The following is a 25,435-nucleotide window of genomic DNA, read 5'->3' as shown; positions in this document are numbered from 1 at the left end:
CCCTCCTAGCCGGAGGCGGTCGCCAGCCTGGCGGCGATGTGGTCCGGGACCCGGTCGTAGCAGGCGAACGCGCGGGTGAACGAGGCCGAGCCGTGCGAGAGGGAGCGCAGGTCGACGGCGTAGCGGCGCAGCTCGAGCTGCGGCACCTGCGCCCTGATCACGACCGTGCCCGGCTCGGCTCCTGGCTCGCTGCCCTGGACCTTGCCCCGCCGGGCCGACAGGTCGCCCATGATCGTGCCGACGAGGTCGTCGGCGACGAGCACCTCCACCTCGTCGATCGGCTCGAGCAGGCTCGTCGCGCCCTGCGTCGCCGCGTCACGCAGCGCCAGTCCCCCGGCGGTCTGGAAGGCCATGTCGGAGGAGTCGACGCTGTGGGCCTTGCCGTCGGTCAGGGTCACCCGCAGGTCGACCACCGGCCAGCCGGCCCCGAGTCCGTGCTGCATCTGGAGGCGGACGCCCTTCTCCACCGACGGGATGAACTGGCGAGGCACCGCACCCCCGACGACGCGGTCCACGAACTCGAAGCCGCCGCCCCGGGGCAATGGCTCGACCTCGATGCTGCACACGGCGTACTGCCCGTGCCCACCGCTCTGCTTCACGTGCCGGCCGTGACCGGTCGCGGCCCCGACGAAGGTCTCGCGCAGGGGCACCCGGACCTCGACCTCGTCCACCGCCACGCCGTAGCGGTGGGCGAGCCTGTCGAGCAGCACGTCTGCGTGGGCCTCGCCCATCGTCCACAGCACGACCTGGTGGGTCTCCTCGTTGTGCTCGACGCGCAGGGTCGGGTCCTCGGCGGCGAGGCGCTGGAGCCCGGCGCCGAGCCGGTCCTCGTCGCTCTTGGTGCGGACCTCGATCGCCACCGGCAGCTGGGGGTCGGGCACGCGCCAGGGCTCCAGGACGACCGGAAGCTCGACGGAGGACAACGTGTCGGTCGTCTCGGCCCGGCTCAACCGACCGACCGCGCACACGTCACCGGCGACCACGGCCTCGACAGGGCGCTGGGCCCTCCCGAGCGGGACGGAGAGGGCGCCGATCCGCTCATCCTCGTCGTGGTCGGGGTGGCTCGTGGTCGGGTCGGCGACGGCCGCCCACGCCGAGCGGTGCCCGGACACGTGCACCGTGGCGTCCGGCAGCAGCGTCCCCGAGAACACCCGGACCAGGCTGACGCGTCCCAGGTAGGGGTCGGTGGTCGTCTTGACGACCTCCGCGACCAGCGGGCCCGACGCGTCGCACGCGATCTCCGGCCCCGGTCCGCCTGCTGGGGTGAAGACCGTGGGCACCGGGTGCCCGAGGGGCGAGGGGAAGGCCGACACCATGAGGTCGAGCAGCTCGGCGGCTCCGACACCGGTCGTCGAGTCGACCGGGACGACGGGGTGCATCGTCCCCCGGGCGACCGCGAGCTCGAGGTCGCGCAGGAGCAGCGCGGTGTCGATCTCCTCGCCGGCGACGTAGCGCTCCATCAGCGTCTCGTCCTCGGACTCCTCGATGATCCCCTCGACGAGCGCCGCGCGCTGCGCGTCGTGCCCGTGGTCCCCGGTGATCAGGCCGACGAGGCCTCCGTCCTCGTGCAGGTAGACGGGCAGGACCCGCTCGCCGAACGCGCTCCGCGCCTGGGCCACGACGACGTCCACGTCGGCGCGAGCGTGGTCGAGCTTGGTGACGACGACCACCCGCGGCATGGCCACGGCGGCGCACTCGCGCCAGAGCACGCGCGTCGGCTCGTCGACACCCTCGTTGGCGGCGATGACGAACAACGCGCAGTCCGCTGCGCGCAGGCCCGCTCGTACCTCGCCCACGAAGTCGACGTAGCCGGGGGCGTCGAGCAGGTTGACCTTCACGCCGTCGTGCACCAGCGGGGCGAGCGCCAGTGAGACCGAGCGCCGCTGGCGGTGCTCGACCTCCTCGAAGTCGCACACCGTGGTGCCGTCGTCGGTGCTGCCGGCCCGGTTCAGCACCCCCGCCTCGACGAGCAGGCGCTCGACGAGGGTGGTCTTGCCCGCGCCGGCCGCACCCACGACCACGACGTTGCGGATCCCCTCCGGCCGGGTGGCCACCGGAGGGCCGGCCTGACTGCCATTTCCACCGGGTTCCCTGCTCACCGTGGCGGCTCCTGCTCACTGTCGGGTCGTCATGAGAGTGGGTTCACTGTCGCCCGGTTGCGCCCGGGAGGCAAGGGGTGGACCCAGCGGGGGCCGTCAGGTCAGGAAGGCATGCCGCAGGGCTGCCGGCGTCCGGCTGCGTGAGCAGACGCGTGCAGGGGGCGCTCGTCGCTCGCGAACGAGGGACGGCGGGGTGGTTGGATCGATCCAACACGGATTCAAAAAAGAAGCGCCGGGCATCTCTGGCCCGACGGAATGGCGAACGGACCACTATGCGCGTCGGGCGGCGCCGACACAAATCGGCCGGCCGATAGGCTGCCCGACGTGTCTGCCACGCTCGTCGCGAAGGACCTGTCCGGCGGACACGGTCACCGGGTCCTGTTCGAGGGCCTGGACCTCACCGTCGCCCCGGGCGACGTGGTCGGCGTGGTCGGTGCCAACGGCGCGGGCAAGTCGACCCTGCTGTCGCTGCTGGCCGGGGTGTCGGACCCGATGGCCGGCTCGGTGTCGTGCGCGCCCCGGGACGCCTTCGTGGGGCTGCTCCCCCAGGAGCACGAGCGGGTGCCCGGCGAGACCGTCGCGGCGTACGTCGCCCGGCGCACCGGCGCCGCCGCGGCGACCGCTGCCATGGAGTCGGCGGCGGCCAGCCTGGGCTCGGGCGAGGCAGGTGTCGACGACGCGTACGCCGTGGCCTTCGACCGCTGGATGGCCAGCGGGGCGCCCGACCTCGAGGACCGCATCGCCCCGGTGCTGGACGACCTCGGCCTCGACGTCGGACCGGACGCGATGATGACGTCGCTGTCCGGCGGGCAGGCCGCCCGAGTGGCGCTGGCCGCGCTGCTCCTGAGCCGCTTCGACGTCGTCCTGCTCGACGAGCCCACCAACGACCTCGACCTCGACGGCCTCGCCCGGCTCGAGGCCTTCGTCCAGGGCCTGCGGGGCGGGGTCGTCCTCGTCTCCCACGACCGCGAGTTCCTGGCGCGGTGCGTCACCCGCATCGTCGAGCTCGACCTCGCCCAGCACCAGGTCACCGTCCACGACGGCGGCTACGACGCCTTCCTCCAGGAGCGCGCCGTCGCCCGCCGGCACGCACGCGAGGCGTACGAGCAGTACGCCTCCACGCGCGCCGACCTCGACGCCCGCGCGCGCACCCAGCGCGAGTGGAGCTCGCAGGGTGTGCGCAACGCGATGAGGAAGAACCCCGACAACGACAAGATCCGGCGCAAGGCCGCGACCGAGTCGTCGGAGAAGCAGGCCCAGAAGGTGCGCCAGATGGAGTCGCGGATCGCGCGGCTGGAGGAGGTCGAGGAGCCGCGCAAGGAGTGGGTGCTCCAGTTCGACATCGCAGCCGCGCCCCGCTCGAGCACCGTGGTCGCCACCCTCAACGAGGCGCGCGTCCGGCTGGGCGACTTCGAGCTCGGGCCGGTCTCCGCGCAGGTCGAGGCAGGTGACCGGATCGGCATCACCGGGCCCAACGGCGCCGGCAAGACCACCCTGCTGCGGCTCCTGCTCGGCGACGCCTCCCCCGACGCGGGCTCCGCGTCGCTCGGCGCCTCCGTCGCGGTCGGTGTCATCGACCAGACCCGGACGATCCTCGACGACGCCCTGTCGCTCGGCGACGCGTTCGAGGCGGTCGTCCCGCAGCTGACGCAGTCCGAGGCCCGCACGCTCCTGGCCAAGTTCGGGCTGAAGGCCGACCAGGTGGCCAGCGAGGTCGGCCGCCTCTCCCCCGGCGAGCGGACCCGCGCCGCCATGGCACTGCTGCAGGCCCGCGGGGTGAACCTGCTGGTCCTCGACGAGCCGACGAACCACCTCGACCTGCCCGCCATCGAGCAGCTCGAGCAGGCCCTGGCGTCGTACGACGGCGCTCTGCTGCTCGTCTCGCACGACCGGCGGCTGCTGGAGAACGTACGGCTCGACCAGCGGTGGGAGGTCGACGGCGGACGGGTCGTGGTCCGGCACGTCTGACGCCCCGACCCGCAGCACCCCGGCCTAGCCGGACCGGCCCGCGGTGAGGCTCTCGAGCCGGCCGAAGGCGTCGACGAAGCCGTCCACCACCTGCTCGTGGTCCGGGACCAGCGCGGCGTCGGCGGCGATCCCGACGAAGACCTTGCCGTCATAGCTGTAGATCGTGAAGCTCATCACCTGGTCGGCGGTCGTGGGGGCCCAGCCCATCATCCCCTCGATGCGGCGCCCGGCGACGTAGAGCGGGACCTGCGGGCCGGGGACGTCGGTGAGGACGCCGATGGCGCGGTTGGCGAGCAGGTCGACGGTGAAGCGGTAGACCCGGGTGCTCATCCGCGAGATGAGCGCCTGGACTCCGTAGTCCACGGCGGCCTCGTGGCCCGCCTTGATCCGCCCCATCCGCCGGCGCACGACCCCGAGCGTGCGCAGCGGGTCGTCGAGGTGGGTGGGCAGCTCGAGCTGCACGAGGGCGAAGCTGTTGCCCAGCTCGACCGGCAGCCCGGGGTCGAACGGGACGAGGTTGACCGGGACGTCCCACGTCACGCTGTGGCACACCGTCCGGTGCCGCCGCAGGTAGTCGTGCAGCGACTGCGCCACGCAGGTGACCAGGACGTCGTTGACGGTCGCGGCGTGGGCCCGGGCGACGGCCTTGACGTCGTCGAGCGCGATCGGCGGGGACCACGCGATCGCCTTGAGCTGCCCGACGGAGCCGGTCCAGCGAGCCGTGTCGTTGCGGGTGCCGAGGGTGAGCTTGCGGACGGTGTCGAGGTCGCCCGGCACACCGGCCAGGACGGGCGGGAGGTCCGGGCGCCGCCCCAGGGCGGAGCGTGCCCTCGATGCCGCCGATCCGAGCACCGACTGGGTGACGGTGACCGTGCTGTGCGCTGCTCCGACGGGGTTCGTCACGGCGCTGCGGGCGAGCCTCGCCGACGTGCGTACGGCACCGGCGGCCAGCGTCGCCACCCCGCCGGGGGCGGCGGCGTCGACCGGGCTGTTCGCCCCGGATGCCACCGGCACCGAAGCCGCAGGTCTGGGCGCTGCCTCCTCCGGGCCGGGGTCGAAGACGCTGAGGGTGAGCTGCACCATCCGGATGCCGTCGGCGATCGCGTGGTGGGCCCGGAACAGCACGGCGCTGCCACCGCGGTAGTTGTCGACGAGCACCGCGCGCCACAGGGGCTCGTCGCGATCCAGGGGCACCGTGCGCCGCGAGGCGATCAGCTCCTGCAGCTCCGCGTCACCGCCCGGCTCCGCAAGCACGACCCGCTCCTGCCGGTCCTCGAACCGGACGTCGGATCGCTCCTCCCACCACCAGCCGCCGTCCTCGCCCCGGACCACCACGCTGCGGAAGACCGGGAACCTGTCCCACAGGCGTTCGGTCGCGACCGCGGTCCAGGCCTCCCAGTCGATCGGCTCACGCGTCCAGAAGAGGCTGTCCACCACCATCAGGTTGCCCGGCTTGTCCATCTCCAGCCACAAGGCGTCCTGCACGCCCAGCCGTCGTCGCCCGTCCGTCACCTGCCCACTGACCTCCACGAGGTCCAGCGTGATCGCACCCGTGCCGGATCGACAGGGGCGAAGGTCACGGGCCCTACATGCCCGTCGACTCGGTCTCGAGCTCGGCCTCGCGCGGCGGTCCCTCGTGGTGGAGGGGGCGCAGCGCCCCGGCGTCCTCGAACCACAGCAGCGCGTCGTACCGCGCGCCCATGACGGTCGGCACGTAGTTGCCGTGCTCGCGCCGCGGCTCGTACACGACGCCGATGGCGCGGTGCCCCCGTCGCGTGGAGAGCCACGGCCCGCCCCGCGCGGGGCCGAAGTCGAGCACGGCGGGGCTCCCGACGGCGTGGTGCAGCAGGTCCTCGTGCGTGCCCGCGACGGCCTCCGGCACGGGCAGCACCTGCTCGGGCTCGCCCCAGCCACCGGCGGCCACGACCGAGCCGCGGTGGGCGGCGAAGCCGACGAGCGAGACCCCCTCGGCAGCGTGGCCCTCCCGCAGCAGCTGTCCCACGTTGACCAGGCCGGCCGGGCCCATGTCGGTGGCGCGCGCGTCGCCGACGTGGGTGTTGTGGGCCCAGACCAGGCCCTTGGACCGCGGGCCCAGGTGCTGGGCGATCCGATGGACGGTGGCGACCATGTGCCGGTCGCGGATGTTCCACGAGCTGCGGTCACCGCGCACCATCACCCGGTAGTACTGCTCGGCGCCGGCCGCCGTCTCCGCGTTCTGCCAGGCGTCGAAGGCACTCTCGTCGTCGTCGAGGACGGGTGCCGTGCGCCGCCGCACCTCGAGCAGCAGCCGCACCACGTCCGCCTCGCAGGACTGCGGCACCAGCCGGGTGCTCCAGGCGTAGGAGTGCGGGTCCTCGCGGTGCGGGACGAAGCACTGCCACGCGCGCAGGGCCGCCGGAACGGCGTCGGGCTCGTGCGCCTGCAGCCACGAGATGACGACGCGCAGCGAGTCCCACAGGGAGTAGACGTCGAGTCCGTAGAAGCCGACCCGGTCCCCGGGCGCCCGCGTGAGGTTCTCCTCGCGCAGCCAGTCGAGGAACTCCGCGACCTCGTGGTTGGCCCACATCCAGGTCGGCCACCGCTCGAAGCCCATGAGCAGCTGCTCTCCCCGTGGTCGCATCGTCTTCTCCGTCCGGTGCCCACGCTAGTGCTGCGAGGCCCCTACCAGAAGACCAGAACGGGGTATTTGGTCCCGGGACCTCACCCCGGCACGGCGGCGGCCGGCACGCCGGCACGCCGCGTCCGCACGCGTGGCGGACGTGGGGCGTAAGCCCCGCGACGCGCACCGAGACGGCCCGCGTCGCGCGCCGTCCACGCGGCGAACCAGAGCAGCAGGACTGCGAGGATGACGAGATCGCTCATGATGACCACCACCGTTGTCGCTGGACCGGGCGTCGCCGCCCGACGGGTGGTCAGGGGTGGTCTCTCCCGTTCCGTACGGAACCCGGTCGCCGGGCCCGTGCGGGCCGTGGTGACGTTCGACCGGAGGTGGGGTACTCCCCAAGCCTGACTTGCGGCGAGATTATCACGAATCTGCGTTCGTCCGTTAGGGGTGTTGCCCCACCAGGTCCACGAACTCCCCCAGCGTCACGCCCGCCTCCAGGTCGTGGCGGAAGTGTGCGTCGCGGGTGACCCGGTAGCGGTTGCGCCGCCCCACTTTGTCCTTCTGCACGTAGCCGTGGCCCACGAGGTCCGCGATGATCTGCTGCACCGCACGCTCGGTGATTCCGACGGCGTCGGCCAGGTCCCGTGTGCGTGCGTCCGGGTCGCGGGCCAGGGCCACGAGGACATGGCCGTGGTTGGACAGGAAGGTCCAGGCGTCCCGACTCACACCGAAGCACCTTACGCGATCCTGTCTTCAGGTGTTCGCGACGAGCGCTCCCTGTCCACCGGGTCGAGGCCGAGCCGGGCGCGCTGGCGCGCCGTGCCGCCGACCACCTCGGCAGGGGTGTCGTCGCCGTACTCCGCCTCGTGCCCGGCCAGCAGGCCGCCGTCCTCGTCGCGCACGCGGAACGGGGCTCGCACGTCCAGCTCGACGGCGTGGCGGGCCTGGCCGCGGGTGCGCACCAAGGACAGGGCGATCGAGGTCGCGATGATCGTCGCGACGATGCCGAGCGAGATGGTCGTGGGGACGTAGTAGACGTCGATCTTGAGCAGCATCTTGATGCCCACCCAGACCAGCACCAGCGCCAGGCCTGCCTTCAGGTAGACGAAACGGTGCATGAGGTCGGCCAGCAGGAAGTACATCGCCCGCAGGCCGAGGATGGCGAACGCGTTCGCCGTGAACACCAGGAAGACCTCGTCGGTGACGGCGAAGATCGCAGGGATCGAGTCGACCGCGAAGATGATGTCGGTGACCTCGACCAGGACGAGCACCGCGAGCAGCGGCGTCGCGACGAGGTGGCCGTTCCAGCGGACGAAGAACCGCTGGCCCCGGTACTCCCCGAGCATCGGCACGAAGCGACGGAAGAGTGCGAGGGACCTGGACTTCGCGGGATCGAGGTGCGTGTCGCGCTGGACGAGCATCCTCGCGCCGGTCACCAGGAGGAACGCCGCGAAGACGTAGAGGATCCAGCTGAAGGAGGCGATGAGCGCCGACCCGGCGGCGATGAAGACGCCGCGGAACACCAGCGCCCCGACGACTCCGTAGAACAGCACGCGGTGCTGGTACTCCCGCGGCACGGCGAAGAACGTGAAGATGATGGCCCACACGAACACGTTGTCGACCGCGAGCGACTTCTCGATCAGGTAGCCGGCGAAGTACTGCTGGCCCAGCTCGGCGCCGTGCACGACCCAGATCAGGGCGCCGAAGGCCACGCCGAGGGCGACCCACACCGCTGACCAGACCGCGGCCTCGCGCACGCCGATGGCGTGCGCGTCGCGGTGCATGAACAGGTCCACCACCAGCATCGCCAAGATGACGACGAGGACGGCCAGCCAGGCCCAGAGGGGTACGTCCATGAGGAGCTCGCTCTCGATCTCGTGATCGGAAGACGAAGGTCTCCCCGGCCGCCTCGAGCGGCCACCGTCCCGGGACGATCGTCCGTAGTGACGAGACGGTGCTGGTGGGTACTCCCCCTCGGCCCAGCGGCGCTGGGTGAGGAAAGAATGACGAACTCCAGTTCGTATTTCAAGTCCTCGTGACAGGCTGTCCGCATGTTGTCCCGACCCTGGAGACGCCTGCGGGACAAGTTCTGGGCGCTGCCGCTGCTGTTCGCAGCGGCCGCCGTCCTCCTGGGGTTGGGGCTCACAGCGCTCGACGACTGGCTCGACACCTCGCTGAGCATCCCGTTCCTGTTCGCCGGTGGACCCGAGGGAGCGCGGGCGGTGCTCTCGGCGATCATCACCTCGATGATCTCGTTCACCGGTCTGGTGTTCTCGATCACCGTCGTGGTGCTCCAGCTGACGAGCAGCCAGTTCTCACCGCGGGTCCTGCGCACCTTCCTGCGCGACTGGGTCAACCAGCTGGCACTGGGTGTCTTCGTCGCGACGTTCGTCTACGCGCTGGTCGTGCTGAGGTCGGTCCGCGGGACGGCGCAGACCGACACCTTCGTGCCGCAGGTGGCGGTGACCGTCGCCTTCGGTTTCGTGCTGGCCAGCGTGGTCGTCTTCCTCGTCTACATCGACCACATCGCTCAGTCCATCCGGGCCGCGTCCATCGTGACCCGGATCGCCGACGAGACCCGCGAGGTGCTCGAGAGCCGGCACCCGGCGGACGCCGAGCGGCATGCGCCCCTGCGACCGCCCGGCACCAGGGGACGCCGCCTGGCGGCGGACGGGCCCGGGGTGGTCCAGCAGGTGGACGACACCGCCCTGCTGCGGCTGGCGGAGGAGCACGACGTCACGATCTGCCTGCTGCGGGCGGTCGGCGAGTTCGTGCCCGCGGGCGCCCCGTTGCTGGAGGTCCACGGCGAGGGCGTCCCGGCCGACAGCGAGCTGCTCTCCGCCGTGCACCTCGGCAAGGAACGGTCCCTCGACGAGGACGTCGGGTTCGGCCTCCGACAGCTCGTCGACATCGCCGAGCGCGCCCTCTCCCCCGGCATCAACGACCCGACGACCGCGGTCCAGGTCGTTGACCAGCTCCACGACCTGCTCCGCCGCCTGGTGACCCGGCCCCTCCTGCCGCGACAGCGGCTCGGGGAGACCGGTCGGCTCGCGGTGCACGTGCCACAGCCCGACCTCGCCGACCTCGTGGACCTCGCCGTCGACGAGATCTCCGAGTTCGGTGCCGGCGTCGACCGGGTGATGCGGCGGCTGGGGGTGATGCTCGAGGACCTGCGCTCAGCAGCCGTGCCGGAGCACGCCGGAGCGGTCGACGCGGCCCTTGCGGCGTTCTCCACCCGCTATCCGGTGCAGGGGCTCGAGGGGTGGGCGGAACCCACCGACACCGGGCTCCGATAGGGGCCGCGCAGTCTCACTCCCGCCCGGCGTCGGTGATCGGCGTGATCCACGACTGGTGGGTGGTGCTGTTCTTGGTGATGGCGAGGAGCTCGTCCATGTGCGGCTCCAGACCGGTGACCTTGTCGAGGGGCACGCCCACGATGAGCTGGAAGCCGAGGCCCCGCCAGGCCTGGACCGCACGCCCGGCGAACTCGGAGTCGGCCTTGACGAACCCCTCGTCGAGGAACACCGGGGCGAACCGCGGCCGCGAGCGCATCTCGTCGCCGAGCCGGAAACGGAGCGCGGAGCCCACGATGAAGGCGACCAGCTCCTGGCTCTCACCGCCGCTCTTCTCCCCCAGCGTGCGGTAGGTCGCGCGCAGCTCGCCGGTGGCGTGGTCGTAGCGCTCGGCGCTGATCTCGACGTGGCGGCGCACGTCGAGCAGCCGCTCGCGATCGGTCAGCGCCGCGGAGGCGTCGCCGACCTGGCTCGGCCTGCGCAGCTGCTGCATGAACCTGCTGAGCTCGGCGAAGCGCTGCTCGAGGGCCTCCTCGCCCAGCTCGGCGGTGGACCCGGACGAGAGGGCGCGCAGGTCCTTCATGAAGGCCTGCACCTGTGCCGGCGCCAGACGCCGGAGACGGATCCGGAGCCGGTCCCCCGAGGCGCCGAACTCGAGACGTCGCAAGATGGCGTTGATCGGCTCCAGCCGGTCCTCGATCTCCTCGATCGAGGCGGCCATGGCGCCGACGAGCGGCACGAGGTCCTGGCCGCTCCACTCCGTCAGCCGGCGGCGCCACTCGGCCCGGCGTGCGGCCAGCCCCTCGCCCCGGATGTCATCGAGGATCCGCGCGTAGTCGGGGTAGGAGTCGGCCGTGGTGCCCAGGTTCGGGGAGTCCCAGTGGAGCTTGTAGACCCGGAAGACCTGCACCAGGTCCTCGTCGACCCGGCGGACCTCCGCCTCGGCGTCGGTGACCGCGTCGCGCAGGCGCTGCGCGAGCCGGTGCGAGGTCTCGGCGAACCGCTCCAGGTCCTCGGGGTCCGCGGGCGCCGCCGCGGCGGCGAAGTCCGCGGCCAGGGCGACCTCCTGCTCGGCCCCGAGCACGACCCCTCCGCTCTCCTCGATCGCCTGGAGGCGGTCCTTGACGTCGTCCTCGGCGTCGACGAGCTCGGCGTGCCGGGCGTTGAGCGCGCGCTGCTGCTGCTCGAGGGCGTACCTCGTGCGGCGCGCCTCCTCCAGCCGGTCGGCCAGCTCGCCGATCTGCACCTCCAGGGCCTGCAGCCCGTCGTCGGAGCCGAGGATCGCCTCGCGGCGGTGCTCGAGCTCGGCGATGCGGCGGTCGCAGCCGTCCACGTCGAGCTCGTCGAAGCGCGCGGTGGCGATCGCGTCGTACGAGGCGCGCTGGCGCTCCAGCACCCGCGACGTGCGGTCGAGCTCGGCCAGCTCCGCGCCGACGCCGTCGAGCTGCTCCTCGAGCCCGGCGAGCTCGGCGTCGAGGTCGGCGATCGCGTCGGCGCTGGAGAAGCCGATGATGCTGCGCGCGTCGGTGCGGCCGTGGGCGCCGCGGCGGCCGTTGCGCGTCTGGCCGGCGAGCGTGACCCGCAGGCCCGGGCCGGCGAGGTCGTCGGCATCCTCGACGCACAGGGCGTTGCGCGACGTCTCCGCCACGTGCGCCTGGACCCAGCCGGAGAACGGCGAGTCGCGGAAGACCAGCTTGCCGGCCACCCGCTCGGGGTCGGCGGGACCGAGGTCGGGCAGCTCGAGCTCCACGCCCTCGAAGACGAGCCGGCCGCGCAGGCGCAGGCCGTCGATCGCGGACGAGAACGCCTCCAGCCGGTCGAGGGGCACGAGCATCATCCGGGCGCTGGCCCCGAGGACCGTCTCGACGGCCGTGCGCCAGCGCGCCTCCTCGGGCGCGACGTCGACCAGCTCCGCGACGAAGGGCAGCTCGTCCTCGGCGAGCCCGCTCGCCCGGGCGACCTCGGCGCGCAGCTCGTGCATGCGGGCCGGCATCCGTCCGGCCCGGCTCTCCAGCGAGGCGCGCTCGCGCCGCAGCTCGGCCTGCCGCTCGCTGAGCGGGAACTGGCTGCGCAGGACCGCGTCGCGCTCGCGCCGGATCCGCTCCTGCTCGCGCTGCCAGCCGGCCAGCCACTGCTGGGCGTGGAGCTGGAGCACGGCGTACGCCTCGGCCGACAGCAGCGCCGCCTCGACGTCGGGTGCCTGCGCGTCGGTGGCCTCGACCAGCGGGAGCAGGCGCTCCTGCAGCACGGCCCGTCGCGCGAGCCGGTCCTCGCGCACCAGCTGCTCCTGCTCGAGCGACAGGGCGAGCGACTGCAGCGTCGATCCCCCGGCCGCGCGGTGCGACTCCCTCGCCTGCTCGAGGTCGGCCAGGTGGGTCCGCTCCGCGGCCGTCGTCGCCGCGAGCCGGTCGGCGGTCGAGGCGCGCGCGGCACGGTTCTCCACCACGACGGCCTCGATCAGCCGCAGGTGCGTGCGCAGCAGCCACAGCCGCAGCGGCGTGTCGCCGGCCGCCGTCACGCCGAAGGAGTCGAGCTCCGCGAGCCGCCGCGTGGCCGCCACCCTGCGGTCGTGGAGCTCGGCGATCGGCGCCAGCAGCTCGAGCTTCTGCTCCTCGGTGCGCATCGCCGAGTGCGCCAGGTCGAGGTCGTCGAAGTGGTCGATCGCCCGGTCGGCGGCGGCGAAGGTGGACGGCCGCTCGAGCACCATGTCCTTGTAGAGCTCGTCGACGCTGCGGACCTGGTTGCCGGCCTGGATGCGCGCGAGCAGCCGCAGGGCCTTCGCGCCGTCGCCGTTGGCGCCGATGCCCAGGCGCGCGTGCAGCACCGCGGCGAACTCGGCGTACGTGCGGTGTACCCGGATGCCGGGGAAGAGCTTCTTGAGGGTGTGGGCGTGGAAGCGCTCCGGCACGGCGACCTCGAGGGCGTCGAGACCGAGCGCGCCGTCCTGGGTGGCCAGCTGCATCTGGACGTCGCTCGACCGGGTCGCGCGTCGCGGGACGTAGTAGGTGCGCACCGCGGTGAACCGGCCGCCCTGGTCGTTGACGAACGTCATGGCGATCGCGCCCCAGGTGTCGCCGCCCCTGCCGCGGAGCAGCTTCTCGACCGGCCGACCGGTGCGCGGGTCGTCGACGACGTCGACCGCGCCGCGCAGGTAGGACAGGAGGTTGCGCTGCCCGGACCCGCGGGCGCGACCGGCCACGGCGTCGTTGGAGGCGCCGTTGAACTTCGTGTCCGACGGCATCATCAGGGCGGTGTAGGCGTCGAGGACGGTGCTCTTGCCGACGCCCGACGCGCCGGAGATCATCGTGGCGTCGCCGCGCAGCGGCACCGTGGTGAGTCCGTCGAAGCCGCCCCAGTTGACCATCTGCAGCAGCGCCGCGCGCCACTGCATCGTGTCGTCGGCCGGAGTTGCGACGTCCCTGCGCTCGAAGAGCCCGTCGACCACCGGCTGCTCGATCTCGTCGATGGACATGGTCAGTCCTCCCCTGCGCCGGTGTCGGCGTCCTCGTCGAACAGGTCGGCCGGGTCGTCGGGCTCGGTGACCTCGCGGCTGTTGGCGGCCACCAGCGCCTCGAGCAGCTCCTGGAGGAGCTCCAGCGGGATCAGCGGCTCGACGGCCTCGCTGATCTCGAAGCGCTCGTCGGTCCCGGTGGGGACCAGCAGCCCCGCCTTGGCGACGCTGGCGACCGCGTTGCGGGCGCGCTTCTCGTCACCGGCCACGTCGGTGGCGTGCGCAGGGCGGAAGCTCGTCACGTGGTCGACCACGTCCTCGCGGTCGACGAAGACGCGTACGTCCCCGCCGGCGAGGCCGGCCCGTAGCCGGTCGCGCAGGTGGACCAGCACGAGCGTCTCCTCGCGCGACCACGCCGCGTCGTAGAGCATCGTCGGGAAGCGGCTCCCGGTCTCGGACGTGGCCTGCCGCTTCCACGCCACCTCCCGGGCACGGTCGACCTGCAGGTCGAGGAACAGGTCGTTGAGGCGCGAGCGGAGGAGCCGCTCGTGCTCGACCAGCACCGTCCAGTCACGGGGGTGGGTGCGCGCGCTGATGAAGCGCTGCTTGAGCAGGGTCACCAGCGCGCGCCGCTGGGCGTACTCCAGCCCGCCCTCGTCCCCCTCGAAGAGGGACACCGAGTCGTCGGGCAGGGCGTCGTCGCCCTGGTCCTCGATCGGGTGGTCGGCGAGCCGGTCGACCTCCACGTCGACCTCCGGCTGGGTCTCGAGGGTCATGCGCGGGTCTCCGTCTGGCGCTGGTCCTGGGTGGGGTGCAGGTCGGGATCGGGCAGGGGCGTACGGGGCACGGCGAAGGTCCGGCGGCTCCCGTCGGGGCGCACGGCCTCGAAGGACTCCACCGACTCCTCGGCCTCCCACTCGCGATCGGCGGCGAGGTGCAGGAGCCCGAAGATCTCGACCGGTCGCCGCAGGGACGGCTCCAGCTCGTCGAAGAGGGCACCGAGCGACGCCACCGGCAGCAGCGAGGCGGTCGCGGCGTCGAGGCGCTCGCGCAGTGCCGCCAGCCGCGGCCCGCCCTGCGCGACGAGCTCCTCGAGCGAGACCGACGGAGCCAGGGCGGGGTCGGGCGTGCTGATGCGCTCAGGGAGGACGTCGTCGGCGGGGTCGTGGAACCGCTCGCGGAGGTGCTCGACGCCCACGCGCGCCGGCAGCAGCGCGACCTCGTGGGTGGCGCGCGGACCGGTGGTCGCCATCCACGTCATGAGCTCGGCCTCCACCTGCCGCAGCGTCTGCTCGAGCTTGCGGTCGCGGGCCGCGTCGTGGGAGACGATGTACTCCTTGAGGGTGGCCGTCACCCGCGAACGCTGGGCCAGGACCCGGTCGAGGCCGTCGCGCACCAGCCGCACCGTGCCGCGCAGCTCGGCGCGGTCGGCGTCACTGAGCAGCCCGTCGGACAGCGGGTGCTCGAGCAGGTCCGTCAGGTCCTCGCGCAGCTGGGTGACCAGGGCGTCGTCGCGCAGCAGGGCGAAGGCGCCTTCGAACGCGCGCCCCTCGTGGGTCGCGGTCATGAGCGCGTCGGCGCGGGCGAGGTAGTCGTCGATGACCTCGCCGGCCGGGCGATCCTCCGCGCGGAAGGCCGACAGGATCTCCGCACGGATCGTGGCGAACCGCTCCTCCACGCGGGCGAAGTCGCTGGGCAGCGCGGAGATGAGCGAGAGCAGCTCGGTGAACCCCTCGAGCATGTAGTCCTCGGTCGCCCCGGCCAGCTCGCCGCCGTCGACGAGTCGGTCGCGCTCGGCGCGCAGCCGGGCGATCTCCTCGTTGAGGATCGTCACCCGGGCCGTACGGTCGGGGTTGGCCTCGGAGTTGAACCGCCGGACCGTGCCGAGGATGGTCGCGACCCGGTGCTCACTGAGCGTGGCGCGGTCGCGGGCCAGGTTCTTCACCAGCTCCAACGCCTGCTGCGCGTGCGAGGTCAGCGCGTAGACCTCCTGCCCGGTCTCGTCGAGCGAGCGCACGAGCCACTGCCCGCGCATCCAGCGCTGGCAGATCTCCCGGCCGGTGCCGGTCGGGACGTCCTGCTCCCCCGCCAGCCGCATCGCCGCGAGGTGCTCCTCCACCTGGGTGTGCAGCCGCGCGGTCGGGATCGGGTTGTTGGAGCGACCGAACGCCGTGCGGAAGATCGTGATGACCACGGGCGCCTGACGCTGGTGCAGGAGGGTCAGCGTGGGCTGCGCGAAGGCTCCCTTGACGCGCGCAAGCTCGCCTGCGGTCTCGCTCAACGCCCGGTCCCTCGATTCCCTGCCACCTGTGCTCGGTGCGCAAGCATGACAAAGCGCGTCGGCGGCACGGCGGGCGGGCCCGTGTCGCACCCGACGGCGACAATGGCCGGCATGACGATGACGAGCAACCCGCGATGAGCAGCACCCCCCAGGCGCACGTCTACGCGGCGGTCCGCACGCCGTTCGGTCGCTTCGGCGGAGCCTTGGCCACGACCCGACCCGACGATCTCGCCGCCGGCGTGCTGCGTGCCGTGCTGGACCGCACGGACCTCGCCGGCGCCGAGGTCGACGAGGTGGTGCTCGGCAACGCCAACGGTGCCGGCGAGGACAACCGCAACGTCGCGCGGATGGCCTCCCTCCTCGCCGGGCTGCCGGTCTCGGTGCCCGGCACGTCGGTCAACCGGCTCTGCGGCTCCTCGCTCGACGCCGCCATGATGGCGTCGCGGTCGATCGAGACCGGCGAGGCCGACATCGTGCTGACCGGCGGCGTGGAGTCGATGACCCGCGCCCCGTGGGTGCTGCCGAAGGCCGAGCGCGCCTTCCCCGCAGGCAACGCCGAGCTCGTGTCCACCACGCTGGGATGGCGGTTGGTCAACCCACGGATGGCGCCGGAGTGGACGGCGTCGCTCGGCGAGTGCAACGAGCAGCTGCAGGAGATCCACGGGGTGTCGCGCGAGCGCCAGGACGCCTTCGCCGCTCGCTCCCACCAGCTCGCGTACGCCGCGTGGGAGTCCGGCTTCTACGACGACCTCGTCGTCGGCGTCGAGGGCGTCGACCTCACCCGGGACGAGGGCATCCGGCCCGACGCCTCGCCCGAGTCGCTGTCGGGGCTCCGGCCGTCGTTCCGCCCGGACGGCACCATCACTGCGGGCAACGCCTCGCCCCTGAGCGACGGGGCCTCCGCCGTGCTCATTGGCTCGGCAGCCGCGGCCGACCGCATCGGCCGTGACCCGGTGGCCCGCATCGCCGGTCGCGGCACCCACGCCGTGGATCCCCGACGATTCGGGTACGCGCCCGTCGAGGCGGCCGAGAAGGCACTGGCACGAGCCGGCATCGCTTGGTCCGACATCGGCGTCGTCGAGCTCAACGAGGCGTTCGCGGTGCAGTCGCTCGTCTGCGTCGACGCCTGGCTCGCCAAGGGCCTGGCCGACCCCGCGGTCGTCAACACGCGCGGCGGCGCGATCGCGCTGGGCCACCCGCTCGGCGCGTCCGGCGGGCGCGTCCTCGGCACGCTGGCGGCCACGATGCGCGCCGACGGCCATCGGTGGGGTCTGGCGGCCATCTGCATCGGCGTCGGGCAGGGACTGGCGGTCGTGCTGGAGAACGAAGGCCCCTGAGGGGTCTGTCCACTGTTTGTCCAAGGTTTTCGTTTTTCGGCTGTCGGCCTGTCCACCCTCCCCGACAGGATCGTCCTGCGCCTCCACCGGCGCCGCGACCCGCGCGACCCACGGCCTGAAGGAGTCCTCGTGACCACCCTCGCGATGCCCCACCGTCAGCAGCCCGAGCACGCCCGCGTGCACTCGATCACCACCCGCGGCGAGGCCCGCGCGACGCGTACGTCCCGCGTCGTGGCCGGGCTGCGGGACACGATCTCGGAGTCGGAGCGGCAGCGGCTGGTCGACGAGCTGATCGAGGCCAACGTGGGCATGGCCCGGTCGATGGCCGCGCGCTACCGCAACCGGGGCATCGACCTCGAGGACCTGCAGCAGGTCGCGCTGGTCGGGCTGACCAAGGCCGCCCAGCGCTTCGACGCCTCCTCCGGGCACGACTTCCTGTCGTACGCCGTGCCCACCGTCCGCGGCGAGCTGCGGCGACACTTCCGCGACTCCGGCTGGATGATCCGCGTGCCCCGGCGGGTCCAGGACCTGCAGGCGCGCATCCGGCGGGCCCAGCCCGACCTCGAGGCGAGGCTCGGCCGCTCGCCGCGGCCCAGCGAGGTCGCCGAGCACCTCAACGTGGACCTCGACGACGTCGTGGAGGCGCTCTCGGCGACCGGCTGCTTCCGCCCCACCTCGATCGACACCCCCACGGGCAACGGCACCGACACGATCGCGGACCTGCTCGGCTGGGACGACGCGGGCCTGGTCTCGGTGGAGGCGAGGCTCGTGCTGGGCACGGCGATCAGCCAGCTGTCCGAGCGCGAGCAGCGCATCCTCCAGTGGCGCTTCGTCGACGAGCGCACGCAGCAGGAGATCGCCGACCTGGTCGGGCTGACGCAGGCCCAGGTCTCCCGGATCCTCACCCGCGTCCTCGCCCGGCTGCGCGCCGGCCTGTCGGAGCCTCGCCCCGCCGCCTAGCGATCGCGTGGAGCCTCCCGGCCCCCGGCGCCGGTCACCGAGGACTCAGTCGTCCTCCCAGTAGGGACCCTTCCGGTAGGGGTCGCGCTCGACGGTGACGACCGGGCGACGCACGGTCCGCCAGACCGTACGGGTCGTCCCGTCGGGATCGGTCACCGTGCGTCGGACCCGGAAGTTGGCGTACGTCGTGGTGTAGGCGTTGCGGGTGTTGCGGGCGTTGTTCCACTGGTAGTCGTAGTTCTTGAGGTACTTCTTCGTCACGACCGCGCCGCGCACGGTGAACCAGACCTCGTCGTTGGCGGTGCTGAGGCTCGACCAGTTCACCGAGCCCGTCAGCACCATCGAGGTGTCGGGGACGCCGTTGTAGGTGCCCTGGACGACGAGGTACTTCTGGTGGCTGTAGTAGTCGAGGATCAGGTCGTCGATCCCGTCGTTGTTGAGGTCGAAGTTGTCGTCGAGGTCGTAGTCCATCCCCGTCGAGCGCAGTGGGATCCGGCCACGCTTGGTGGGGGCGGCGAGGACGCCCTTCGTGTGGTAGCCGATGAGGCCGTAGGTGACCCGCACGTCACAGCCCTCGACCCACTTCTGCCGGATGGCGGCGGCGAGGTAGTCGCCCCGCGCGCCGCGCATGGTGTGCATGGACAGGGCGAGGCGGCTGCGCTTCACCTTGCCGGTCACCGGGTCCGGGGTCAGGCAGCGGACCCGGTCGAGCAGGTGCACCACCAGGTCGTCCTTCGGCCTCGAGACCCGCGGGAACGCCACGACGGTGTGCTTGTCGAGCGAGTCGTCGCAGGCCACGCCGTTGGCAGGCGTCCCGCAGAAGGCCATCGGCTCCTGGCGGGTGTCGTAGTCCTTGCGCATGTCGTTGAACAGCCCGACCATCTGGCGGAACAGCTCGTGGTCGCCGTCGGTGAAGTAGAGGTCGTTCCACTGGTGGATCGCCGCGTTGCGCGTCATGTTGGCCGAGCCCACGGCGATCACGTCCTTCGACCGCCCCGCCTGGCTGAACAGGTAGAACTTCGAGTGCAGGTTGTTGAAGTCCCTGGCCGCGCCCCGACAGCTCTGCTTGCACTTGTAGACGAAGCTGTTGCGTCGCGGGTTCTTGCCGACCTCGTCGCGCAGCATCTTCACCGCGCGGTTCTCCCAGTGGTCGTTGAGCAGCATCTGCACCCGGACACCTCGCCGATGGGCCGCGACCAGCGCGCTCGAGACCCCGATCCGGTCGAGGGAGTAGATCGCGATCCGGATCGTCGAGCCCTTGGGCGTGTTCTTGATCGTCTGGATCACGCGACGCTCGATCCGGAAGTGCCCCTTGGCCAGGTGCGGGTCGTTGAAGAACGGCCCGCGCGGGGCGGTCCACCTCTTCGACGGCCCGGGCTTCTCCGCGGCCACGCGACCGGCGTCGGAGGCGACGGCACCGGGCACGGCAGCCCCCAACGAGGCGCCCAGGACCAGACAGATGCTCCCCACGAGCATCGACAGCTTCGACACGACCAGTCCCCTCTGCAGTCCCGCACCACGGGGCAACGGCCCCGGCGAGTCGTGCCAGCATAGGTCCGGACACGTCGACGCGACCGCCGCCGCGCCCACGGATCCCGCAGGGTGGGCAGGCGTCCGTCACCGCTTGACTCGTTCGAACGCGTGTTCGATCATGGCGACATGTCCTCCGCCAGCGCCGTCACCGCTCCCGGACCGGGCCTCGACCCGGCCCGTTCGGTCGTCGAGCAGCTGCGCGAGCGGGTGGCGGCGATGGAGCGCAGGCCGGCCCTCCAGCCGGTCCCGACACTTCCCGGGATCGCCGACCTGGTGCCCCTGCACGCGGGAGCGACGTACGCCGTCGACTCCGCCTCGCTGGCGCTCGCGCTGGCCGCGGGGGCGTCGCGGGCCGGCGAGTGGGTCGGGTTCGCCGGGTGCTCCGACTTCGGTGCCGAGGCTGCCGCCGAGCTCGGGATCGAGCTCTCGCGCACGGTGCTGGTGCCCGACCCCGGCGAGCACTGGCTGGAGGTGACGGCCGCGCTGGTCGACGTGCTGCGCGTGGTGGTCCTGCGCCCGCCCGCCTCCGTCGACGAGCGCACCGCGGGGATCCTCGACTCGCGCCTGCGCACCCGGTCCGCCGTGCTGGTCGTCCACGGCTCCTGGCCGCGCGCCGAGGCACGCCTCAGTGTCGAGGAGTCGAGCTGGAGTGGGCCGGTGTCGGGCACCGGCCGGCTGGTGGAGCGACGTTCCCGGGTCGTCGTGCACCGGGGCGCGCGCCCACCCCGCCGCGCGGACCTGACCTGGCCGGAGGCGCACCGGGTGCGTCCCGACGAGGTGGAGGCACCCGTGGCCAGACGGGCGTCCGGGTGAGCGCGCCGTGCGGGTGATGGTCGTGTGGTGTCCCGACTGGTCGGTGGTCGCCGCGCTCGAGGAGGCCGGGAGGTCGTCGCGCTCCCCCGCAGCCGTGCTGGCTGCCAACGTCGTCGAGGTGTGCAACGGCCCGGCCCGTTCCGAGGGCGTACGCCGTGGCCAGCGCCGTCGTGACGCCCAGGCCCGCTGCCCGGAGCTGGTGCTCCTGCCGGCGAGCCCCGACCGTGACGCCCGTGCCTTCGAGCCGGTGCTGGCGGTCGTGGAGGACCTCCGCCCGGGCGTGGCCGCACTGCGGCCCGGGCTGCTTGCAGTGCGCGCCCCGGGCAGCTGGTACGGCACGGAGACCGACGCGGCCGCGACGGTGTGCCAGGCGCTGGTCGAGGGCGAGGTCTGGGACGTGCGGATCGGCATCGCCGACGACCTCTTCACCGCCGAGCAGGCCGCACGCACCGCCGAGGTGCAGCAGTGGGTCGTGGTCCCCGAGGGCGGGTCCGCCGCGTTCCTGCGCGGGCTGCCGGTCCGGGTGCTCGCCGACGACGGTCCGCGCGGCCGCGAGCTGGTCGGCCTGCTCCAGCGCCTCGGCCTCCGCACACTGGGCGACCTCGCCGACCTGCCGGCCGACGCCGTCGAGCAGCGCCTCGGTGCCCACGGGGCCGCCGTCCGCCGCCGGGCGCGCGGCGAGGACCGCACCCTCTTCGCCGCCCGTACGCCCCCGCCCGAGCTCGACGTCGCCGTGTCGTTCGAGCCCGCCCTCGCCTCGGTCGAGGCGATCACCTTCAGCGTGCGCACCACTGCCGAGCGGTTCGTCGACCAGCTGGCGCACCACCAGCTCGTCGCCACGGGCGTGCGCGTCGAGGCCGAGTCCGACGGGGTCGTGTGCTCCTCGCGGACCTGGCTGCACCCGCGCCACTTCGGCGCCCGCGACCTGGTCGACCGGGTGCACTGGCAGCTGCAGTCGGCCGGGTCCACGAGCGGGGCCGGCAGCTCGCTGCGGGCCCGCAAGGACACCGGCCGGGTGCACGCCCCGGTCGACCGGGTCCGGTTCGTCCCCGAGCTGGTCGAGCCCGCCGCCGCGCACGGCGAGGCGCTCTGGGGGTCGGCGTCCGACGACCTCGTCGAGCGCGGCGTCGCCCGGGTGCAGGGCATGGTCGGCTTCGACGCCGTGCAGCGACCGGTCCTCCAGGGCGGCCGCAGTCCGGCGGCGCGCCAGGCCCTCGTGCCGTGGGGCGAGCGGGCGGTCGACCTGCGCCCGGTCGACCGGCCGTGGCCGGGCAGGGTGCCGGGCCCGGCGCCGGTGCGCGTGTTCGCGACGCCCCCGCAGGCCGAGGTCGTCGACGACGCCGGTCGCGACGTACGCCTCACCGAGCGTGGTGTGGTCACCGGCGAGCTCCGCCGCTTCCGGGCCCGCGGCGCCAGTCCCGAGCAGAGCGTGCCGTGGCAGCCGGTGTCCGCCTGGGCCGGGCCGTGGCCGGTCGACGAGGCCTGGTGGACCGGCGGGGCCGGGCCGACCGCCCGCTTCCAGGTCGTCGGCGCCGACGGGCGGGCCTGGCTGCTGGTGCGCTCCCCGGAGGGCTGGGCGCTGGAGGCGGGCTATGACTGAGCGGCGGTGCGCCTGATGGGCTGGAACAACCCCGCGATGCACTGGAAGGAGCTCGAGCGCCGGCTCAGCGGCCTCCCGGGCGCCGACGACGCGCCCGTGTCGCGGCGCAAGCACGCCGCCGTGGAGGCCCGCGCCATCGAGCGACCGCGCGTGGTGACGCCCTACGCCGAGCTGCACTGTCACAGCCACTTCAGCTTCCTCGACGGCGCGAGCTCCCCCGCCGAGCTCGTCGAGGAGGCCGTACGCCTGGGCCTGCACGCGCTCGCCGTCACCGACCACGACGGGTTCTACGGCGCACCGATGCTGGCGGAGGCCGCGGCCGCCCACGACCTGGCCACCGTGTTCGGCGCCGAGCTGTCCCTCGGGCTCAGCGGCCCGCAGAACGGCGTGCCCGACCCCGAGGGCAGCCACCTGCTGGTGCTCGCACGCGGCGTCGAGGGCTACCACCGGCTCGCCGCCGCCATGACCGACGCCCACCTGCGCGGGGACGAGAAGGGACGGCCCGTCTACGACCTCGACGAGCTCGGCGAGCGCGGCCGCGGGCACTGGGTGGTGCTGACGGGCTGCCGCAAGGGCACCGTCGCGCAGGCGCTGGCGACCGGGGGCGAGCCGGCGGCGGCCGCGGCCCTCGACCGGCTGACGGCGCTCTTCGGCCTCGAGCACGTGCTCGTCGAGCTGTCCCCGCGCCCCGGTGCCGACGCGACCAACGCCGCGCTCGCCCGGCTCGCCGGGGTCCACGGCCTCGACGTGGTCGCCGCCGGCAACGTCCACCACGCCTCTCCCGCGGGAGGACGCCTCGCCTCGGCGATGGCAGCCGTGCGCGCCCGGCGCAGCCTCGCCGAGCTCGACGGCTGGCTCGACCTGTCGGGCTCGGGACACCTGCGCAGCGGCGCCGAGACCGCTGCCGCGCTGACGGCCGGCCTCGGCGGCGTCGGGCACCGGGCCGTGGCCCGCAGCGTCTCGCTCGCCGACGAGCTGGCCTTCGACCTGCGCAAGGCCTCCCCCGCGCTGCCCAAGCGGCAGATCCCCGACGGCCACACCGCCGACTCGTGGCTGCGGGTGCTCGCCGAGCGCGGCTTCGCCGAGAGGTACGCCGGGGTGCCCCACGAGGCCGCGGCCCGGATCCGGCTCGAGCACGAGCTGCGGGTCATCGGGGAGAAGGACTTCGCCGGCTACTTCGTCATCGTCCACGACATCGTCGCCTTCGCCCGCGAGCGGGGGATCCTGTGCCAGGGCCGGGGGTCGGCCGCGAGCTCGGCGGTCTGCTACGCCCTCGGCATCACCGCGGTCGACGCCGTCTTCTACAAGCTGCCCTTCGAGCGCTTCATCTCCGCGCACCGCGACGAGGAGCCCGACATCGACGTCGACTTCGACTCCGACCGGCGCGAGGAGGTCATCCAGTGGGTCTACGACACCTACGGCCGCCGCAACGCCGCGCAGGTCGCCAACGTCATCGGCTACCGCCCGCGGATGGCGGTGCGCGACGCCGCCAAGGCGCTCGGCTTCTCCCCCGGCCAGCAGGACGCCTGGTCCAAGCAGATCGACGGGTGGAAGTCGGTGGTGGCCGGCGACCAGGGCGACCCCGACGCCCACGACGTGCCCGCCCCGGTGGTGGCGCTCGCCGAGGAGCTGCTCGGTGCGCCGCGCCACCTCGGCATCCACTCCGGCGGGATGGTGCTCACCGAGCGGCCGATCGGCGAGGTCTGCCCGATCGAGCGCGCCCGCATGGACAGACGCACCGTGCTGCAGTGGGACAAGGACGCCTGCGAGTCGATGGGGCTGGTGAAGTTCGACCTGCTGGGCCTGGGCATGCTCGGCGCCCTCGACCACATGATGCGGCTGGTCGGCGAGCACCTCGGCGAGCAGTGGGACCTCGCCACGATGCCCAAGGAGGAGCCGGCGGTCTACGACATGCTGTGCCGCGCCGACTCGATCGGGGTCTTCCAGGTCGAGAGCCGCGCCCAGATCGGCACCCTGCCCCGCCTGCGGCCGCGCGAGTTCTACGACCTCGCCATCGAGATCGCCCTCATCCGTCCCGGCCCCATCCAGGGCGGCGCCGTGCATCCCTACGTGCGCCGGGCCACCGGCCAGGAGCCGGTCACCTACGACCACCCCGAGCTCGTCTCCGTCCTCGAGCGCACCAAGGGCGTGCCGCTGTTCCAGGAGCAGCTGATGGCGATGGCGGTCACCCTGGGTGACTGCAGCCGCGACGACGCCGACCTGCTGCGCCGGGCGATGGGCTCCAAGCGCGGGGTCGAGCGCATCGAGTCGGTGAAGCAGAAGCTCTACGCCGGCATGGAGAGGCGCGGCATCACCGGCGAGCTGGCCGACTCGATCTACGTCAAGATCCTGTCCTTCGCCAACTTCGGCTTCGCCGAGTCGCACGCACTGTCGTTCGCCCTGCTGGTCTACGCGTCCTCCTGGTTCAAGCTGCACTACCCCGCGGCGTTCCTGGCCGGGCTGCTGCGCAACCAGCCGATGGGGTTCTACTCCCCCCAGTCGCTGGTCCACGACGCGCGCCGCCACGGCGTCGACGTACGCCGTCCCGACATCACCCGGTCCGCCGCGCAGGCCGACCTCGAGGCCGTCGTGCCCGGTCCCGTCGCCCCCACCGGGCTCGACGCGTGCCGCACGCCGCGCTTCGAGCGGGTCGAGTGGGTGCCCGGGACCCCCGACCCGGTGCCCGCGCACCGTCGCGACGGCCACCTCGCCGTACGCCTCGGGCTGGACGCGGTGCGCGGTATCGGGTCCGACGTGGCGCACCGGATCGTCGCGGCACGCGAGGAGACGGCGTTCGCCGACATCACCGACCTCTCCCGCCGTGCGGGGCTGACCTCGGCGCAGCTGGAGTCGCTGGCGACCGCCGGCGCCTTCGACGCCTGGGGGCTGGGGCGCCGCGAGGCGCTGTGGACGGCCGGTTTCGCCGAGGGCGCCGGGCACATCGCCGGCACGACGCCGACGGCCGCCGCACCGACCCTGCCCGGGATGAGCGAGCCCGAGATCACCCTGGCCGACCTCTGGGCCACCGGCGTCTCCCCCGACCGGCACCCCGTCGAGCACCTCCGCGCCGACCTGCGTCGTGCCGGGATCCTGTCGGTGGCCGAGCTCATGACCGCGGAGGCCGGGCGTCGGGTCCACGTGGGCGGGCTCGTCACCCACCGGCAACGCCCCGGGACCGCGATGGGGGTCACCTTCCTCAACCTCGAGGACGAGACGGGCATGCTCAACGTGGTCTGCTCGATCGGGGTGATGAAGGCGCACCGGCAGGCGGCCCGCAACCGGGTCGCGGTCGTCGTGCGCGGCCGGCTCGAGCGCAACGAGGGCGTCACCAACCTCGTCGCCGACCGGGTCGAGGGCATCGACGTGGTCGTGCCCGGCGCCGGCGCCGTCCTCCAGGCCCGCGCCTCCTCTCGCGACTTCCGCTGAGCCCGACGTGGGCCCCGGGGTGCGCCGGCCTGCGCCGAGGGGTGGGGCGGGCGCACGGGCGGTGACCCT

At 73.1% G+C, this 25,435-nt stretch carries 17 protein-coding genes; 7 read left to right on the top strand and 10 right to left on the bottom strand.

From position 1 onward, the window contains the following. Positions 1 to 5: 5 nt before the first annotated feature. Entirely contained in the window at positions 6 to 2,099 is a 2,094-nt protein-coding gene (locus IE200_RS14840) for an elongation factor G-like protein EF-G2 (RefSeq protein ID WP_191280261.1), read from the bottom strand. A 324-nt stretch (positions 2,100 to 2,423) separates the two neighbouring features. Here IE200_RS14840 and IE200_RS14835 point away from each other — a divergent pair, with 324 nt between their 5' ends. Continuing rightward, on the top strand, positions 2,424 to 4,067 hold the full coding sequence (locus IE200_RS14835; RefSeq protein WP_191280260.1) for an ABC-F family ATP-binding cassette domain-containing protein: 1,644 nt from the start codon (positions 2,424 to 2,426) through the stop codon (positions 4,065 to 4,067). Positions 4,068 to 4,091: 24 nt separating this feature from the next. Here IE200_RS14835 and IE200_RS14830 read toward each other — a convergent pair whose 3' ends face one another. The 5 genes from IE200_RS14830 to IE200_RS14810 all read right to left on the bottom strand — a co-directional run bounded on the left by IE200_RS14830 (position 4,092) and on the right by IE200_RS14810 (position 8,528). Beyond that, entirely contained in the window at positions 4,092 to 5,597 is a 1,506-nt protein-coding gene (locus IE200_RS14830) for a WS/DGAT domain-containing protein (protein WP_191280259.1), read from the bottom strand. Positions 5,598 to 5,652: 55 nt separating this feature from the next. Continuing rightward, positions 5,653 to 6,687, bottom strand: coding sequence for an erythromycin esterase family protein (locus IE200_RS14825; protein ID WP_191280258.1), 1,035 nt, complete (start codon positions 6,685 to 6,687; stop codon positions 5,653 to 5,655). Between the two features lie 80 nt (positions 6,688 to 6,767). Further along, positions 6,768 to 6,929 (bottom strand): hypothetical protein, encoded by a 162-nt coding sequence (locus IE200_RS14820; protein ID WP_191280257.1) that lies wholly within the window; start codon positions 6,927 to 6,929, stop codon positions 6,768 to 6,770. Positions 6,930 to 7,113: 184 nt separating this feature from the next. Beyond that, a complete protein-coding gene (locus tag IE200_RS14815; protein ID WP_191280256.1) occupies positions 7,114 to 7,398 on the bottom strand; it encodes a helix-turn-helix transcriptional regulator in 285 nt (94 codons plus the stop codon). 11 nt (positions 7,399 to 7,409) lie between these two features. Further along, a complete protein-coding gene (locus IE200_RS14810; RefSeq protein ID WP_191280255.1) occupies positions 7,410 to 8,528 on the bottom strand; it encodes a TerC family protein in 1,119 nt (372 codons plus the stop codon). A gap of 195 nt (positions 8,529 to 8,723) precedes the next feature. On the opposite strand from IE200_RS14810, the gene IE200_RS14805 reads away from it, so the two are divergent. Continuing rightward, positions 8,724 to 9,968, top strand: a complete 1,245-nt coding sequence (locus IE200_RS14805) for a DUF2254 domain-containing protein (RefSeq protein ID WP_191280254.1) — start codon at positions 8,724 to 8,726, stop codon at positions 9,966 to 9,968. Positions 9,969 to 9,981: 13 nt separating this feature from the next. On the opposite strand, the gene IE200_RS14800 is transcribed toward IE200_RS14805, so the two are convergent. From IE200_RS14800 to IE200_RS14790, 3 genes are read right to left on the bottom strand one after another with little or no spacing between them, the layout of a single operon-like run. Next, positions 9,982 to 13,437, bottom strand: a complete 3,456-nt coding sequence (locus tag IE200_RS14800) for an ATP-binding protein (RefSeq protein ID WP_191280253.1) — start codon at positions 13,435 to 13,437, stop codon at positions 9,982 to 9,984. A 2-nt stretch (positions 13,438 to 13,439) separates the two neighbouring features. Further along, entirely contained in the window at positions 13,440 to 14,192 is a 753-nt protein-coding gene (locus IE200_RS14795; RefSeq protein ID WP_191280252.1) for a DUF4194 domain-containing protein, read from the bottom strand. Further along, the gene (locus tag IE200_RS14790) at positions 14,189 to 15,697 is read right to left on the bottom strand and encodes a DUF3375 domain-containing protein (RefSeq protein WP_191280251.1); all 1,509 of its coding nucleotides are present in this window, start codon (positions 15,695 to 15,697) and stop codon (positions 14,189 to 14,191) included. The genes IE200_RS14795 and IE200_RS14790 overlap by 4 nt, the downstream gene beginning before the upstream one ends. A 134-nt stretch (positions 15,698 to 15,831) precedes the next feature. On the opposite strand from IE200_RS14790, the gene IE200_RS14785 reads away from it, so the two are divergent. Further along, complete coding sequence (locus tag IE200_RS14785; RefSeq protein ID WP_191280250.1) at positions 15,832 to 17,034, top strand: thiolase family protein; 1,203 nt, start codon at positions 15,832 to 15,834, stop codon at positions 17,032 to 17,034. A 129-nt stretch (positions 17,035 to 17,163) separates the two neighbouring features. Next, positions 17,164 to 17,994 carry a SigB/SigF/SigG family RNA polymerase sigma factor gene (locus IE200_RS14780; protein ID WP_229856577.1) on the top strand — a complete coding sequence of 277 codons (831 nt, stop codon included), beginning with the start codon at positions 17,164 to 17,166 and terminating at the stop codon, positions 17,992 to 17,994. A gap of 45 nt (positions 17,995 to 18,039) precedes the next feature. On the opposite strand, the gene IE200_RS14775 is transcribed toward IE200_RS14780, so the two are convergent. Then, positions 18,040 to 19,485: a phospholipase D-like domain-containing protein gene (locus IE200_RS14775; RefSeq protein WP_191280249.1), complete on the bottom strand. Its 1,446-nt coding sequence runs from the start codon at positions 19,483 to 19,485 to the stop codon at positions 18,040 to 18,042. Positions 19,486 to 19,653: 168 nt separating this feature from the next. Here IE200_RS14775 and IE200_RS14770 point away from each other — a divergent pair, with 168 nt between their 5' ends. The 3 genes from IE200_RS14770 to IE200_RS14760 are packed head-to-tail and all read left to right on the top strand — an operon-like array spanning position 19,654 to position 25,366. Then, complete coding sequence (locus IE200_RS14770) at positions 19,654 to 20,340, top strand: hypothetical protein (RefSeq protein ID WP_191280248.1); 687 nt, start codon at positions 19,654 to 19,656, stop codon at positions 20,338 to 20,340. Between the two features lie 16 nt (positions 20,341 to 20,356). Further along, complete coding sequence (locus IE200_RS14765; protein WP_229856594.1) at positions 20,357 to 21,940, top strand: DNA polymerase Y family protein; 1,584 nt, start codon at positions 20,357 to 20,359, stop codon at positions 21,938 to 21,940. A 15-nt stretch (positions 21,941 to 21,955) separates the two neighbouring features. Continuing rightward, entirely contained in the window at positions 21,956 to 25,366 is a 3,411-nt protein-coding gene (locus IE200_RS14760) for an error-prone DNA polymerase (RefSeq protein ID WP_191280282.1), read from the top strand. Positions 25,367 to 25,435: the final 69 nt, after the last annotated feature.

The organism is Nocardioides flavus (ex Wang et al. 2016) (genome assembly GCF_014653115.1).
GTDB classification, from domain to species: Bacteria; Actinomycetota; Actinomycetes; order Propionibacteriales; family Nocardioidaceae; genus Nocardioides; species Nocardioides flavus.
The sequence above is the reverse complement of the archived record's forward strand: the minus strand, read 5'-3'. Positions and strand labels throughout refer to the sequence as shown.